Below are 14,944 nucleotides of genomic sequence, written 5' to 3'. Positions count from 1 at the left end.
ATGACAAAAATTGCTTTTATTTTTCCAGGGCAAGGTTCGCAAACAGTAGGGATGGGAGCGAGCTTTGTTGCTAATAACGAAAAAAGTAAAGGATTTTATGAGCGTGCAGATGAAGTGTTAGGTTTTTCATTAACGGATTATATGTTAAATGGTCCACAAGAAACATTAACATTAACATATCATGCTCAGCCTGCTTTATTAACAACGGGTGTAATGATTGCACAGCAATTACAAGATGCAGGGATTACACCGGATTTTACAGCGGGGCATTCACTAGGGGAGTATAGTGCGTTTGTTGTCTCGAACGTAGTAACGTTTGAAGATGCGGTAACGACAGTTCATAGACGGGGTGTATTTATGGACGAGGCAGTACCTGCTGGACAAGGCGCAATGGCTGCGATTTTAGCGTTAGATGGTGAAACGTTAGCAGCTGTTTGCAAGGAAGTGTCCGGTGCAGGAGAAGTCGTACAAGTAGCGAACTTCAACTGTCCTGGTCAGATTGTGATTTCAGGGACGAAACAAGGTGTCGATCTGGCATGTGTGAAAGCGAAAGAAGCGGGTGCAAAACGAGCGCTACCGTTAGTTGTGAGTGGTCCATTCCATTCGTCATTAATGCAACAGGCAGCGGATAAGTTGGCAACGGTTGTAGAGGAACTTTCATTAAATAAGCCGCAAATTCCGGTTGTTAGTAATGTAACATCACAAATTTTAACAGATGTAGAACAGGTCAAGCGCGAAATGGTTGACCAAGTAACGAATTCTGTTCAATGGGAAAGTAATATTGAAAAGCTTATTGCAGAAGGTGTTACGGTATTCATCGAATGTGGTCCAGGTAAAGTGTTATCTGGTTTAGTGAAAAAAATCGATCGCAGTGTGCAAACATATTGTGTCTATGACGAAGAGAGCTTAGCGCAAGTTGTTGAAGCATCAAAGGAGTGGACACAATGGGTTTAACAGGGAAATGCGCGGTTGTAACAGGTGCCTCGCGCGGTATTGGGCGTGCAATTGCACTCGAACTAGCAAGTCAAGGGGCACAAATTGTTGTAAACTACAGTGGTAGCGCACAGCATGCCCAAAACGTGGTTGAAGAAATTCAAGCGCTTGGTGGGCAAGCCATTGCAGTACAAGCAAATGTTGCGGATACAGATTCTGTCCAACAATTAATGAAAACAGCAATGGATACGTTTGGCTCTATTGATATATTAGTCAATAACGCGGGCATTACACGTGATAATTTATTGATGCGTATGAAAGATGACGAGTGGGATGATGTCATCAATACGAATTTAAAAGGCGTATTTTTATGTACGAAAGCCGTAACACGTCAAATGATGAAACAACGTGCAGGTCGCATTATTAATATTTCATCTATTGTAGGTGTTGCGGGCAATGCAGGTCAGGCAAACTATGTCGCGGCAAAAGCAGGCGTTATTGGATTAACGAAAACAACAGCTCAGGAATTAGCGAGTCGCAATATTTTAGTGAATGCGGTAGCACCAGGCTTTATTACAACAGAAATGACAGACGGGCTGCCAGCAGATTTAAAAGATGCGATGCTTAAGCAAATTCCGTTAGCAAAATTAGGGCAACCAGAAGATGTCGCAAAAGCAGTAGCGTTTTTTGCCTCAAATAATGCGAACTATATTACCGGACAAACGTTACATATTGATGGCGGTATGGTCATGGTATAAAAATAGTACTACCTACACAATCTTTGAGGGGAGGTGACTGATTTGTCTACAGTAATTGAACGTGTTTCAAAAGTAATCATTGACCGCCTTGGCGTTGATGAAAGCGAAGTAAAAGCTGAAGCATCATTCCGTGATGACTTAGGTGCAGATTCATTAGATGTTGTTGAACTAGTAATGGAACTTGAAGATGAGTTCGATATGGAAATTTCTGATGAGGATGCAGAGAAAATTGCTACAGTTGGTGATGCAATTTCTTACATCGAGAAAAAAATTAGCTAATTCCATATAGAGGCATACTATCGCAAATTCGTTTTGTGATAGATGCCTCTTTTTGATAGTCAAAAAGGATGAAATTCCAAGATAATACATATTAAATACATGTAAATAGGTTGTAAAATGGCAAATGTGGACGCAATTATGCTGAAGCGTAATAGATCATCAATTTTTTGACTGAATACCTTTGCACATTGCTATGGAACAAGGTAAACTAAACGATAGAAACTAGAAGGAAGGCAGAATAGTCTATGATGCAAAGAAGAAAAGGGAATAGTCTAAAAGCAGGTGTACTCCCTGAAAAAGTAAGAAATCAATTTCAAGTTTTACAAGAGGAACTAAATATCCATTTTCAAAATACAAATTTATTACACCAAGCTTTTACGCATTCATCTTATGTGAATGAGCATCGCCGAAAATTATTTACTGACAACGAACGTTTAGAATTTTTAGGAGACGCGGTTTTAGAACTATCTGTGTCGAAATATTTATTTGAAAAATTCCCGCATATGAGTGAAGGTGAATTGACAAAGTTACGTGCTTCGATTGTATGTGAGCCGTCATTAGTCATTTTTGCCAATGAATTAAATTTCGGGCATTTTGTCCTTTTAGGTAAAGGGGAAGAATTAACGGGAGGTCGTGAACGTCCAGCATTATTAGCAGATGTTTTTGAATCATTCGTTGGTGCTCTTTATTTAGATCAAGGTTTAACGGTAGTTGTCGAATTTTTAGAGCGAATTATCTACCCTAAAGTAGAAATCGGTGCTTTTTCGCATGTGATGGATTTTAAAAGTCAATTACAAGAAATTATCCAACAAACGAATAACGGCTTATTGCACTATGAAATTGTGGATGAAAAAGGTCCAGCGCATAATCGAACATTCGTGTCGCGCGTATTATTAAATGACCAAGAGCTAGGCATTGGAAAAGGGAAATCCAAGAAAGAGGCTGAACAGCAGGCCGCGCAAAGTGCCATGCAAATGTTAAAGCAGTCAAAGCAAGAGGGGGAATAATATGTTCCTTAAACGACTTGAAGTAATCGGCTTCAAATCATTCGCAGAAAGAGTAGGAATTGATTTCGTGCCAGGTGTTACGGCGGTAGTTGGGCCGAATGGTAGCGGAAAGAGTAATGTCACGGATGCGATTCGTTGGGTACTAGGCGAGCAGTCGGCCAAATCACTACGTGGTGCAAAGATGGAAGATGTCATTTTTGCAGGGAGTGAATCGCGCAAACCGTTAAATTTTGCTGAAGTGACGCTAGTTTTAGACAATACAGATGAACGAATTGCTGTTCCATATACGGAAATTAGTGTGACAAGACGCGTGTATCGTTCAGGTGACAGTGAATATTTATTAAATAATCAGCAATGTCGCCTAAAAGATATTACGGATTTATTTATGGATTCCGGACTGGGGAAAGAAGCATTTTCAATAATTTCTCAAGGCCGTGTCGATGAAATTTTAAACAGCCGTCCGGACGATCGACGAAGTATTTTCGAAGAGGCTGCCGGTGTTTTGAAATATAAACTACGCAAGAAAAAAGCAGAGCATAAACTGGTTGAAACAGATGAAAACTTAAATCGTGTACTCGATATTTTACATGAAATTGAAGTGCGTTTGGAGCCATTGGAAATACAAGCTTCCAGTGCAAAAGACTATGTTCGAATGACAACGGAGCTAAAAGATTTTGATATTTCGCTTATGGTTCATGATTTATTAGCACATGAACAAACATTGAAGGCTTTCGTTGCGGAACATCAAACACTTGCCACGACGGAAAAAAAGCATGCGACAACGATTGTGGCATTAGAAGAAGTGATTCACAAAATCCGAACAGATTTAAAAGCAATTGATGCCATTCTTGATACCTCACATGCTCAGCTTGTCGAGGCAAGCTCGGAAGTAGAGCGTTGGGAAGGGCGAAAAGCGTTAGTGAATGAAAAACGCTCCAATGCTGAAAAGCAAATTCAACAATTGCGTGGGAATTGGACGGAAGCAAAACAAGCTGTAACTGATTTGGAACTAAACGAGCAAGAAAAACGCCAGCAGTTTACTGAAAAAAAGGAAGATGTGCAGCAAATCCGTTCTACTTTAAAGCAACTTGAACAAGCATTAACACGTAGCGCTTCAGAAATTGAAGAAGAGATTGAAGAAGCAAAAAACACGTATATTAACCGATTAAATGAAGAAGCAACAGTAAAAAATGAACTGAAAAATATTGAACAACAGCTTACGCAAGAGCAAGAATCTGTCGAACGTATGACGGGTCGCTCTACAGAAATGCAAAAGGATTTAGATCAGGCAGTAACTTTGAGAGAAGTAACATTAAAAACATTAGCGCAAGTAGAAGCAACGATCAAAGAACAGTTAGGTCGTTATGATAGTGCGCAAATTCAGTTTAAAAATGTATCTACTGATTTAGATGAAAAGCAGGAACTTTTATATAAAGCGTATCAGCATCATCAGCAGTTAAAAGCACGAAAAGAAACATTAGCAGAGCTAGAAGCTGATTTTTCAGGATTTTTCCACGGTGTTAAGGAAGTGTTATTGGCGCGTGATCGTGCACAATTACAAGGAATTGAGGGCGCGGTAGCTGAACTGATTCAAGTAAATGCTTCGTACTCACAAGCGATTGAAACGGCATTAGGTGCGGCTTCTCAACATATCGTGACCGAAACGGAACAGCATGCGCAAAAAGCAATTGGTTGGTTAAAACAAAAGCGTGCAGGTCGTGCTACATTTTTACCAAAAACGGTCATGCGTTCTCGTAAATTAATGCCACAACAGCTTATGGGGGTACAAGATCATCCCGCATTTATTTCGCTTGCCTATGAATTAGTTAGTTTTGAAGAAGAAAACCGTGCGATAGTTGAAAATTTACTGGGCAATGTTCTCGTTGCGAAAAATTTAGAAGGTGCGAGTCAAATTGCCCGTCTATGCGGCTTTAAATACCGTATCGTGACACTTGAAGGCGATATTGTAAATGCAGGTGGATCGTTAACGGGTGGTGCGGTTAAGCAACAAAGTTCATTGTTTTCAAGAAAAGCAGAGCTGGATAAATTAATCGATACATTAGCAGAGATGGATTCAACGATTTCGATTGCAGAGCAAACCGTTGCTACGAAAAAAGCAGAGATTGCGCAATTACGTCATGATTTAGATGAGATGAAGCTGCAAGGGGACGCAATGCGTGAACAGGAGCAAATTCATCGCGGGAAATTATTGGAATTGGAAATGATTGTTAAAAGTGTGCAATCGACATTTTCGATTACGCAATCAGAACAATCGACGCTATCTTCACGAAAAGAATCGTTATACGAGCAAAAAGAACATGCGCAAAAACGCCTTGCTGAGTTAAAGGTAGAATTACAAACGGTGCAACAAAACGTTGATGAGTTAACATATGCGAAAGCGCAAAGTGAAACACAAAAAGATGTATTAAGAGAGCAACTGGCACAGCAACGTTCAGCACTTGCAGTTGCACAAGAACAATTAACGCAAGTTCAAGTTTCGATAGCTGGTATTGAATTAGATTTATCGAAGGCACAAACATTGGTCGAAAAAATTTCCCAGGAAATCGCATGGGTTGAATCAGATGACGGGTTAAATGGGCCTTCAACAGAGGAACTAGCAAGCACAATTGTCGAATGGACGAATAAAAAGAATGTGCTTAACGAAACGATTCAACAAAAGCGAGAATCTCGAACAGCACTTCATCTGCAAGTAACGGAATCAGAATCACAATTGCAAGAAGTACAACGTGTACATAAAAGCTTTGTGGATGCGTTACGGTCGTTAGAATTAAAACGAAGCCGTATTGAATTCGAAATCACAAACTTGCAAGAACAATTATTAGAACAATACGGTTTAGATAGTATTTCTGCGCAAGAGGAAGCAATTGAAATTGTAGAAGAAGAACAAGTTCGTCGGAAGGTTAAGCTATTAAAACAATCGATTGAAGAGCTAGGTCCCGTTAATTTATCTGCGATGGATGAATACGAACGTGTACAAGAGCGCTATGTTTTCTTAAGTGAGCAACGTGAAGATTTAGTCGCTGCACAAGAAACGTTACACCAAGCGATTAGTGAAATGGACCAAGAAATGTCGGAACGATTTAATGAGACGTTTAAATTGATTCGTAAGCAATTTGCTATTTCATTCCGCGAGTTATTTGGTGGAGGTACAGCAGATTTAGTGTTGCTTGAGCCAGATAATTTACTGGAAACTGGGATCGAAATTATTGCCCAACCACCAGGGAAAAACTTGCAAAATTTAAGTTTATTATCAGGTGGAGAACGCGCATTAACGGCAATTGCCCTGTTATTTGCTATTTTAAATACGCGCCCCGTGCCATTCTGTATTTTAGATGAGGTAGAGGCTGCTTTAGATGAATCAAATGTAGCGCGCTATAGTAGTTACTTGCGGAAATTTAGTGAAGACACGCAATTTATCGTTATTACGCACCGTAAAGGGACGATGGAAGGCGCCGATGTACTGTATGGTATTACAATGCAAGAATCAGGGGTTTCGAAGCTTGTATCGGTAAAACTAGAAGAAGAAGTGGATATAGTAGGTCAAGGGAGTGTTAAATCATGAGTTTTTTTAAACGACTAAAAGAGAAGTTAATCGGTAGTAGCGAAGAAAAAGAGACCGTACAACAATTAGAACAAACACAACAAGATGACGATCAATCACCTTTGCAATTAGCGGAAAGAGCTGAGCTAAATACGCCTGTTGAAGAACAAAAGGTGGAAGAGGTTATACAGGCCGAACTTCCTGAGCAACATGAAGAAACTTCGAAGCCAGTAGAGCTAGAAGTAGCGCAAAATGAAATCGTAATGAGTGAAGAGGTTGTTGCAAAAGAAGACGAGAAACAACCATCTGCTTGGTCGATTACACAAAAATTTAAAGCAGGTCTTGAAAAAACACGTCAATCATTTACATCTAAAGTGAATGATTTAGTCGCACGTTACCGTAAAGTTGATGAAGATTTCTTTGAAGAGCTAGAAGACGTTTTGTTACAAGCGGATGTAGGCGTTGAAACGGTAATGGAATTAATGGATAAATTACGTTTCGAAGTACAGCGAAAAAATATTAAAGATACAAACGGCATTCAAGCACTGATTTCTGAAAAATTAGTAGAAATTTATGAATCAGGTGGCGAAAATTTAACTGAATTAGCAATACAGCCTAAAGGTGAATTGACAGTTATTTTATTTGTTGGAGTAAATGGTGTTGGTAAAACAACGACGATTGGCAAGTTAGCGCATCGTTTAAAATCAGAAGGCAAAACAGTGATGCTTGCTGCAGGTGATACGTTCCGTGCTGGAGCGATTGACCAATTGCAAGTATGGGGAGAGCGTGTCGGTTGTGAAGTCATTGCACAATCAGAAGGTTCTGATCCAGCAGCTGTCATGTATGATGCCATTCACGCAGCGAAAACGCGAAATGCGGATGTTTTAATTTGTGATACGGCAGGTCGTCTACAAAATAAAGTAAACTTAATGAATGAGCTTGAAAAAGTGCATCGTGTTATTTCGCGTGAAATTCCGAATGCACCACATGAAGTGTTATTGGCATTAGATGCAACAACAGGTCAAAATGCATTAGTACAAGCTCAAACATTTAAAGAAGTAACAAATGTAACGGGTATTGTATTAACGAAGCTTGATGGTACAGCTAAAGGTGGTATTGTATTAGCAATTCGCAATAAGCTACACATTCCAGTGAAATTTGTTGGGCTTGGTGAGAAAATGGATGACCTGCAACCATTTGATGCAGAACGCTATGTATATGGCTTATTTGCAGAAGGTTTAGAAAAAGAATTAAATGAAGTAGAAAACGACTAAAATAAGCGCAAATCAAAAACTCACCATTTTCATAACGTTGAAATGGTGAGTTTTAATATTTAGTATTGTTGTTAGGGAAACTTTATGTTCATACCATTAGAAAGCACACTAATTTAGCCCAACGTAGTTATGAGGAATAAACCAATTAAAACGGTGATGAACAGAAGGTGAAAAAAGGACATGGTCGAACCATACGACTCAGGTCGTGTACAAAAAACGTATTAGCGTTTTTTGTTCTTAAAGACAAGGGAATTACCTTGACAGCAAACCTGTTCAGGATTATGATAAGATGGACTAATTATGATTGGAGAGATAAAGATGCTGCTTGAAAAAACAACACGCATGAACTTTCTCTTCGACTTTTATCAAGCGTTATTGACAGAAAAACAGCGTAGTTACATGGAACTTTATTATTTAGATGATCACTCACTCGGTGAAATTGCTGAAAGTTATAGCATTTCTCGACAAGCTGTTTACGATAATATTCGCCGTACAGAGGCGATGCTTGAAGAATATGAAGATAAATTAAGGTTATTTGAAAAATTCCAACAACGTCAACAAGTGTTAAAACAGATGACGGATGCGATAAAAGGTAATTCTGCTACGGTAGAAGAACAACTCGCATTAATTGAACAATTGAAGGAATCGGATTAGGAGGCGAACAAAGTGGCTTTTGAAGGTTTAGCAGAACGACTCCAAGGTACGATCCAAAAGATTAAAGGTAAAGGGAAAGTTTCGGAACAAGACGTTAAAGAAATGATGCGTGAAGTCCGATTTGCCTTAATCGAAGCGGATGTAAACTTAAAAGTAGTCAAAGAATTCGTGAAAAAGGTTAGTGAGCGCGCGGTCGGTGTAGATGTTATGAAGTCATTAACACCAGGTCAACAGGTCATTAAAATTGTACAAGATGAATTGACTATTTTAATGGGTGGAGAACAAAGCCCGATTAAATTTAGCAACCGTCCACCGACTGTCATTATGATGGTAGGTTTACAAGGTGCTGGTAAAACGACGACTACCGGAAAGTTAGCGAGTGTTTTACGTAAAAAATATAATAAAAAACCACTTTTAGTCGCTGCCGACGTCTATCGTCCAGCCGCGGTTCAGCAATTACAAACATTAGGAAAGCAATTATCGTTACCGGTATTTTCACTGGGAACAGATATTTCACCTGTGGAAATTGCAAGACAAGCGATTGAACATGCGAAGGAAGAACATCATGACGTTGTATTAATCGATACAGCGGGGCGTCTACATATTGACGAAGAACTAATGCAAGAATTAAAGGATATTCGTGCATTAAAAGAGCCGGATGAAGTGTTTTTAGTTGTGGATGCGATGACGGGGCAAGATGCAGTCAATGTGGCACAAAACTTTAATGATGCAGTTGGCATTACAGGCGTCGTTTTAACCAAGTTAGACGGTGACACACGTGGTGGTGCCGCGCTTTCGATTCGCTCTATTACAGAAAAACCGATTAAATTTGTTGGTATGGGCGAAAAAATGGATGCACTTGAGCCATTCCACCCAGAACGTATGGCATCTCGTATTTTAGGGATGGGTGACGTTTTATCATTAATCGAAAAAGCACAGGAAAATGTAGATATGGAGAAGGCGAAAGAACTTGAAGAGAAGTTCATGACGCAATCTTTTACATTTGATGATTTCATTGAGCAGTTGCAAGCAGTGAAAAAAATGGGCCCACTAGATGAAATTTTAAAAATGTTACCGGGCGCAGGGAAAATGAAAGGCTTAGATAATGTCAAAGTCGATGAAAAGCAAATGGGGCGCATTGAAGCGATTATTTATTCAATGACACCTGCTGAAAAAACGACGCCTGAAATTATGAATGCAAACCGTAAAAAACGGATTGCGCAAGGTTCAGGGACATCGATTCAAGAAGTAAATCGCTTATTAAAGCAATTTGAAGAAATGAAAAAAATGATGAAACAAATGACTGGAATGGCATCTGGTAAAGGAAAGAAAAAGATGAAAATGCCAGGCTTTGACTCATTATTTAAATAAATAATAGGGTGTTAAGAAAAAACACTTTACAAACAACCAAGACATTGCTAATATAATATCTTGTGTGAAACTTATTCGGAGGTGCTTAAAAAATGGCAGTTAAAATTCGCTTAAAACGTATGGGAGCTAACAAATCTCCTTTCTATCGTATCGTAGTAGCAGACGCTCGTTCACCACGTGATGGTCGTCAAATCGAAACAGTTGGTACTTACAACCCACTTACTCAACCAGCTACAGTACTAATTGATGAAGAGAAAGCTCTTAAATGGTTAGCTGACGGTGCTAAACCATCTGATACTGTACGTAACCTGTTCTCAGAACAAGGTATCATGGAAAAATTCCATAACGCTAAATACAGCAAATAATTCAGTAAATAATTCGGAGGTGGCTTAATGCAGCAGCTGATTGAAGCGATTGTGAAACCATTAGTCGATTATCCAGAAAAAGTCCGTATAGAGACGGACGAAAGCTCTAATCGAGTTGTTTATAAGCTTTTTGTTCATCCAGAGGATCGAGGAAAAGTCATAGGCAAGCAAGGACGCGTTGCGAAAGCGATTCGAACGATTGTGTATTCAGCGGCAAGCAGTCACCATAAGAAAAAGACTTACGTCGATATATTGGATTAAGAAAAAGGAGGGGGCAGTTGCTTTCCCTTCTTTTTTTTCATATCAATTAATCAATTATGCCACAATATAATTATATCTACTAGCAGTGGACTTCTGCTAAATAAAGTGAAATATTAAATTTACGAGGTGAATAAGTATGGAATGGTTTAATGTGGGGCGTATCGTGAACACCCATGGGATTCGTGGAGAATTACGTATTTTATCGACAACGGATTTTGAAGAGGAACGTTTTGCAGTGGGGACGAAATTAGCAGCATTTAAAAAAAATGATAGCAAGCCAACTTGGATAACAATTGGCTCAAGTCGTCGTCATAAAAACTTTATACTAGTAACGTTTGAAGGCATGGAAAACTTCAATTTAGTAGAGCCTTTTAAAGAAGGGATGCTAAAAGTAACGATTGACCAATTAGCAGACGATGAACTAGAAGAAAATGAATTCTACCACTTTGAAATAGTGGATTGCGAAGTGTTTTCTGAAGAAGGCGAAAGAATTGGGATCGTAACTGAAATCTTAGAAACGGGTGCTAATGATGTTTGGGAAATCCAAGCACAAGGCGGGAAAAAACATTATATTCCGTATATCGAGGATGTTGTAAAAGAAATTGATGTCGACAATAAAAAAATTATTATTCATGTGATGGATGGACTATTATAATGAAAATTCATGTACTTAGCTTATTTCCACCTATGTTTAGCGGTGTTTTTGGGGCATCTATTTTAAAAAAAGCACAAGAAAAGCAAGCTGTAGAACTGACTGTTTCGGATATTCGGGAATACAGTGAAAATAAGCATAAGCAAGTAGATGATTATCCATATGGTGGTGGTGCTGGGATGGTATTAAAGCCAGAGCCGATGTTTAATGCGGTAGAAGCGATTACAGAAGGCCGTAAACCACGTGTTATTTTAATGTGTCCTCAAGGCGAGCGCTTCACGCAAAAAAAAGCAGAAGAGTTAGCACAGGAAGAGGAGTTAGTGTTCTTATGTGGGCATTATGAGGGCTATGATGAGCGTATTCGTCAATATTTAGTAACCGATGAAATATCGATTGGAGATTTTGTTTTAACGGGTGGCGAACTCCCTGCGATGACTGTAATCGATGCGGTCGTTCGTTTGCTTCCGGGTGTACTTGGTCAGGCGGATTCTCATATTCAAGATTCCTTTTCAACAGGATTACTGGAACACCCTCATTATACCCGCCCTGCTGATTTTAGAGGGATGAAGGTACCAGACACTTTAATATCGGGTAACCACGCGAAAATTGATGAGTGGCGTGAGGAACAGTCTTTTAAGCGAACACTTGAAAGACGTCCGGATCTTCTGGAGGCGCTGGAATTAACGCCGAAGCAACTAAAAATCATCGAAAAAATAAAGTCTGAAATGTAAAGCAAAACTACTTGCAAGCTTGTATTTTTTATGATATTATTCAGTCTGTACTTCTATGTGGAGTACTGAATTACGATGTTCCGCTGTGGCTAATAGATAGCGTGCATGAGCATCTGTCTAAGGAGAGAAAACAATGTCAAACATTATTACTGAAATCACTAAAGATCAACTACGTTCTGACCTACCTTCATTCCGTCCTGGTGACACAGTTAAGGTACACGTTAAAATTGTAGAGGGTACTCGTGAGCGTATTCAATTATTCGAAGGTGTAGTTATCAAACGTCGTGGTGGCGGAGTTAGCGAAACTTTCACAGTACGTAAAATTTCTTACGGCGTTGGTGTTGAGCGTGCATTCCCAGTACACACACCAAAAATCGCTAAATTAGAAGTAGTTCGTAAAGGTAAGGTACGTCGTGCTAAACTTTACTACCTACGTAACTTACGCGGTAAAGCAGCTCGTATTAAAGAAATTCGATAAGATCTGTTTAGAAAGGGGCTTGTTCTTACAAGTCCCTTTTCTTTCATCATTTAAAAGTGTCCCAAAATTGAATAAAAATATAAGAAGGCTTATTTTTTTGCTTGAAATACATATTTCGATTACAATAAATGTGATAGGTCAAGGGGGAACGCTACATGGAGAGTACTGGAAAAGAAAAAAATGAGCTTTGGGAATGGACAAAAGCTCTACTCATTGCATTTGCAATTGCAGCATTTATTCGCTATTTTTTATTTACACCAATTGTAGTGGATGGGGATTCGATGATGCCAACCCTTGAAAATGGCGACCGAATGATTGTTAATAAATTCAGCTATAAAATAGGAGAGCCAGAGCGTTTTAATATTGTAGTATTCCATGCGCCAGAGCAAAAGGATTATATTAAGCGTGTAATCGGGTTACCTGGTGACTATGTTGAATATAAAGATGACCAGTTATATATTAATGGTGAGCCGATTGATGAGCCCTATTTAGATGCGTACAAAGCAGAAATTAGCGAAGGCAATTTAACAGGCGATTTTTCACTAAGAGATATTGATCCAGCCCTTGAAAATGGAATTCCAGAAGGTTATGTATTCGTAATGGGTGATAACCGTCGTTTCAGTAAGGATAGTCGCCATATTGGTATTGTTGATCAAAAAGAGATTATCGGTAACACAAGCATCATTTTTTGGCCTTTAAATGAAATTGCAGTCGTAAAGTGAATAGGCAATGACTGAGGAGGTGCGAGTAATCTCCTCATTTTCTATTGGATAAGGCAACGGAAATAGAATGTAATAAATATTTTGGAGGTATACATCATGACGATACAATGGTTCCCAGGGCATATGGCGAAAGCACGTCGCCAAGTGTCGGAAAGCTTAAAATTAGTTGATATTATTTTTGAGCTTGTGGACGCACGCTTACCCATTTCATCTCGTAATCCGATGATTGATGAAGTGATCCATCAAAAGCCACGTTTATTAATTTTAAACAAGCAGGACATGGCGGATGAGCACCAAACGCGTCGCTGGATTCAATATTTTAACGAACGAGGGCATAAGGCGGTTGCGATTAACTCGTTAGAAGGTAAAGGGTTACAAGCCGTTACAAAGGCTGCTCAGGAAATATTAGAAGAAAAATGGGCGCGTATGAGGGCAAGAGGTATGAAGCCCCGTGCAATTCGCGCGATGATTGTCGGCATACCGAACGTAGGAAAGTCGACACTTATTAATCGTTTAGCGAAGAAAAATTTAGCGAAAACAGGAAATATGCCAGGTGTTACGAAAGCCCAACAATGGATTAAAGTAGGGAAAGAAATTGAGTTACTTGATACACCAGGGATTTTATGGCCAAAATTCGAGGATCAAGAAGTTGGTTATAAACTTGCGTTAACTGGCGCGATTAAAGATTCAATTATGAATATGGAAGACCTTGCTGTTTATGGCTTGCAATTTTTATCTTTGCGTTATCAAAACCGTATGCAGGAACGCTACGGCATTGAAGCGATTGATGCGGATTTAGTTGTAACGTTTGACCATATTGGCAAGTTGAGACGCGTTTTTGGCCAAGGTGGCGAAATTGATTATGATCAAGTTGCATTATTGATTGTACGAGACATTCGCAATCAAAACTTAGGGAAATTAACGTTTGATTTTGTTGAAGAACAAATTGAAAAAGAGCAACTCCAAGAAACTGAACAATAAAATGAAAGTCTACGCAAATTATGTGTAGACTTTTTGTTGTTAGGGGAAGTTCCTGATATTGGCGCAATTCCGCCGAGTCATAATTGATTTTTTGGAAAAAGAACCGATACAATGGATAGAGATTGGTAAGGAGAACAAAATGAAAACAATTAAAGAAATTACACAAGCATTAAAATTGGCGCAGCATTATGAGCAGTGGATGGATGCGATACAACAAGATGAAAGAAGTGGCGTTCAAAAAGCGTGGCAGCAATTTTGTAAACGACAAGAAAAGCAACGTCAATTACAGTTGGCACATCAGGAAAAGTTGGATTTTGACGCTTCCTATTTGCCTCATGCAACAGCTTATATCGCTGGTACCGATGAGGCGGGGCGTGGTCCATTAGCGGGTCCTGTTGTAACGGCAGCTGTTATTTTACCCAACTATTGCGAAGAACTGCTCGGAATAAATGATTCGAAGCAACTATCAAAAGAGCTGCGTGAAAATTATGCGAAACGAATTAAAGAACACGCAGTAGCGTACGCGATTCATTTTCAAAGTGCCGATGAAATTGACCGTCTCAATATTTATGAAGCAACGCGCCAATCGATGAAACAAAGTATAGAAGGACTTACCGTTCAGCCGGATTTCGTTTTAGCGGATGCTATGACGTTGCCAATCGATATTGCGCAAGCATCTATCGTGAAAGGGGATGCCAAAAGTTTGGCGATTGCAGCAGCCTCTATTTTAGCGAAAACAGCACGTGATCATTATATGGATGACTTGCATGAACAGTTTCCACAGTACGGATTTACGCAACATGCTGGGTATGGTACGAAACAGCATTTAGAAGCGTTAGCACAATACGGTCCGACAATCCATCACCGAAAAACATTTGAACCAATAAAATCTATGATTGCAAAAAGGGAGTAACCT

At 39.3% G+C, this 14,944-nt stretch carries 16 protein-coding genes; all 16 read left to right on the top strand.

From position 1 onward, the window contains the following. The 16 genes from fabD (at position 1) to ACQKIH_RS00985 (ending at position 14,941) form a co-directional block, all read left to right on the top strand. Positions 1-954, top strand: coding sequence for an ACP S-malonyltransferase (fabD, locus tag ACQKIH_RS01060; RefSeq protein WP_427762946.1), 954 nt, complete (start codon positions 1-3; stop codon positions 952-954). Beyond that, on the top strand, positions 945-1,691 hold the full coding sequence (gene fabG / locus ACQKIH_RS01055) for a 3-oxoacyl-[acyl-carrier-protein] reductase (protein ID WP_427762945.1): 747 nt from the start codon (positions 945-947) through the stop codon (positions 1,689-1,691). The genes fabD and fabG overlap by 10 nt, the downstream gene beginning before the upstream one ends. A gap of 42 nt (positions 1,692-1,733) precedes the next feature. Beyond that, the gene (locus ACQKIH_RS01050; RefSeq protein WP_057987098.1) at positions 1,734-1,970 is read left to right on the top strand and encodes an acyl carrier protein; all 237 of its coding nucleotides are present in this window, start codon (positions 1,734-1,736) and stop codon (positions 1,968-1,970) included. Between the two features lie 245 nt (positions 1,971-2,215). Next, positions 2,216-2,977, top strand: coding sequence for a ribonuclease III (gene rnc / locus ACQKIH_RS01045; RefSeq protein WP_057987096.1), 762 nt, complete (start codon positions 2,216-2,218; stop codon positions 2,975-2,977). 1 nt (position 2,978) lies between these two features. Continuing rightward, the gene (gene smc / locus ACQKIH_RS01040; protein ID WP_427762943.1) at positions 2,979-6,560 is read left to right on the top strand and encodes a chromosome segregation protein SMC; all 3,582 of its coding nucleotides are present in this window, start codon (positions 2,979-2,981) and stop codon (positions 6,558-6,560) included. Next, the gene (ftsY, locus tag ACQKIH_RS01035; protein ID WP_427762942.1) at positions 6,557-7,813 is read left to right on the top strand and encodes a signal recognition particle-docking protein FtsY; all 1,257 of its coding nucleotides are present in this window, start codon (positions 6,557-6,559) and stop codon (positions 7,811-7,813) included. The genes smc and ftsY overlap by 4 nt, the downstream gene beginning before the upstream one ends. Before the next feature lie 318 nt (positions 7,814-8,131). Further along, a complete protein-coding gene (locus ACQKIH_RS01030; protein ID WP_057987091.1) occupies positions 8,132-8,467 on the top strand; it encodes a putative DNA-binding protein in 336 nt (111 codons plus the stop codon). 12 nt (positions 8,468-8,479) lie between these two features. Next, complete coding sequence (gene ffh / locus ACQKIH_RS01025; RefSeq protein WP_427762941.1) at positions 8,480-9,838, top strand: signal recognition particle protein; 1,359 nt, start codon at positions 8,480-8,482, stop codon at positions 9,836-9,838. A 92-nt stretch (positions 9,839-9,930) separates the two neighbouring features. Then, complete coding sequence (gene rpsP, locus ACQKIH_RS01020) at positions 9,931-10,203, top strand: 30S ribosomal protein S16 (RefSeq protein WP_057987087.1); 273 nt, start codon at positions 9,931-9,933, stop codon at positions 10,201-10,203. Positions 10,204-10,230: 27 nt separating this feature from the next. After that, complete coding sequence (locus tag ACQKIH_RS01015; protein WP_057987085.1) at positions 10,231-10,464, top strand: KH domain-containing protein; 234 nt, start codon at positions 10,231-10,233, stop codon at positions 10,462-10,464. Positions 10,465-10,600: 136 nt separating this feature from the next. Further along, positions 10,601-11,119: a ribosome maturation factor RimM gene (rimM, locus tag ACQKIH_RS01010; protein ID WP_057987083.1), complete on the top strand. Its 519-nt coding sequence runs from the start codon at positions 10,601-10,603 to the stop codon at positions 11,117-11,119. Then, entirely contained in the window at positions 11,119-11,847 is a 729-nt protein-coding gene (trmD, locus tag ACQKIH_RS01005; RefSeq protein ID WP_427762939.1) for a tRNA (guanosine(37)-N1)-methyltransferase TrmD, read from the top strand. Before rimM ends, trmD begins: the two co-directional genes overlap by 1 nt. 133 nt (positions 11,848-11,980) lie before the next feature. Then, positions 11,981-12,325, top strand: a complete 345-nt coding sequence (rplS, locus tag ACQKIH_RS01000; RefSeq protein WP_057987079.1) for a 50S ribosomal protein L19 — start codon at positions 11,981-11,983, stop codon at positions 12,323-12,325. A 155-nt stretch (positions 12,326-12,480) separates the two neighbouring features. Then, positions 12,481-13,047: a signal peptidase I gene (gene lepB / locus ACQKIH_RS00995; RefSeq protein WP_057987077.1), complete on the top strand. Its 567-nt coding sequence runs from the start codon at positions 12,481-12,483 to the stop codon at positions 13,045-13,047. Between the two features lie 96 nt (positions 13,048-13,143). Beyond that, complete coding sequence (gene ylqF, locus ACQKIH_RS00990; protein ID WP_057987075.1) at positions 13,144-14,028, top strand: ribosome biogenesis GTPase YlqF; 885 nt, start codon at positions 13,144-13,146, stop codon at positions 14,026-14,028. Between the two features lie 139 nt (positions 14,029-14,167). Beyond that, positions 14,168-14,941: a ribonuclease HII gene (locus ACQKIH_RS00985; protein ID WP_057987119.1), complete on the top strand. Its 774-nt coding sequence runs from the start codon at positions 14,168-14,170 to the stop codon at positions 14,939-14,941. Positions 14,942-14,944 lie beyond the last annotated feature (3 nt).

Source organism: Solibacillus cecembensis (assembly GCF_050272495.1).
In the GTDB taxonomy this organism is placed as follows: Bacteria; Bacillota; Bacilli; order Bacillales_A; family Planococcaceae; genus Solibacillus; species Solibacillus cecembensis.
The sequence above is the reverse complement of the archived record's forward strand: the minus strand, read 5'-3'. Positions and strand labels throughout refer to the sequence as shown.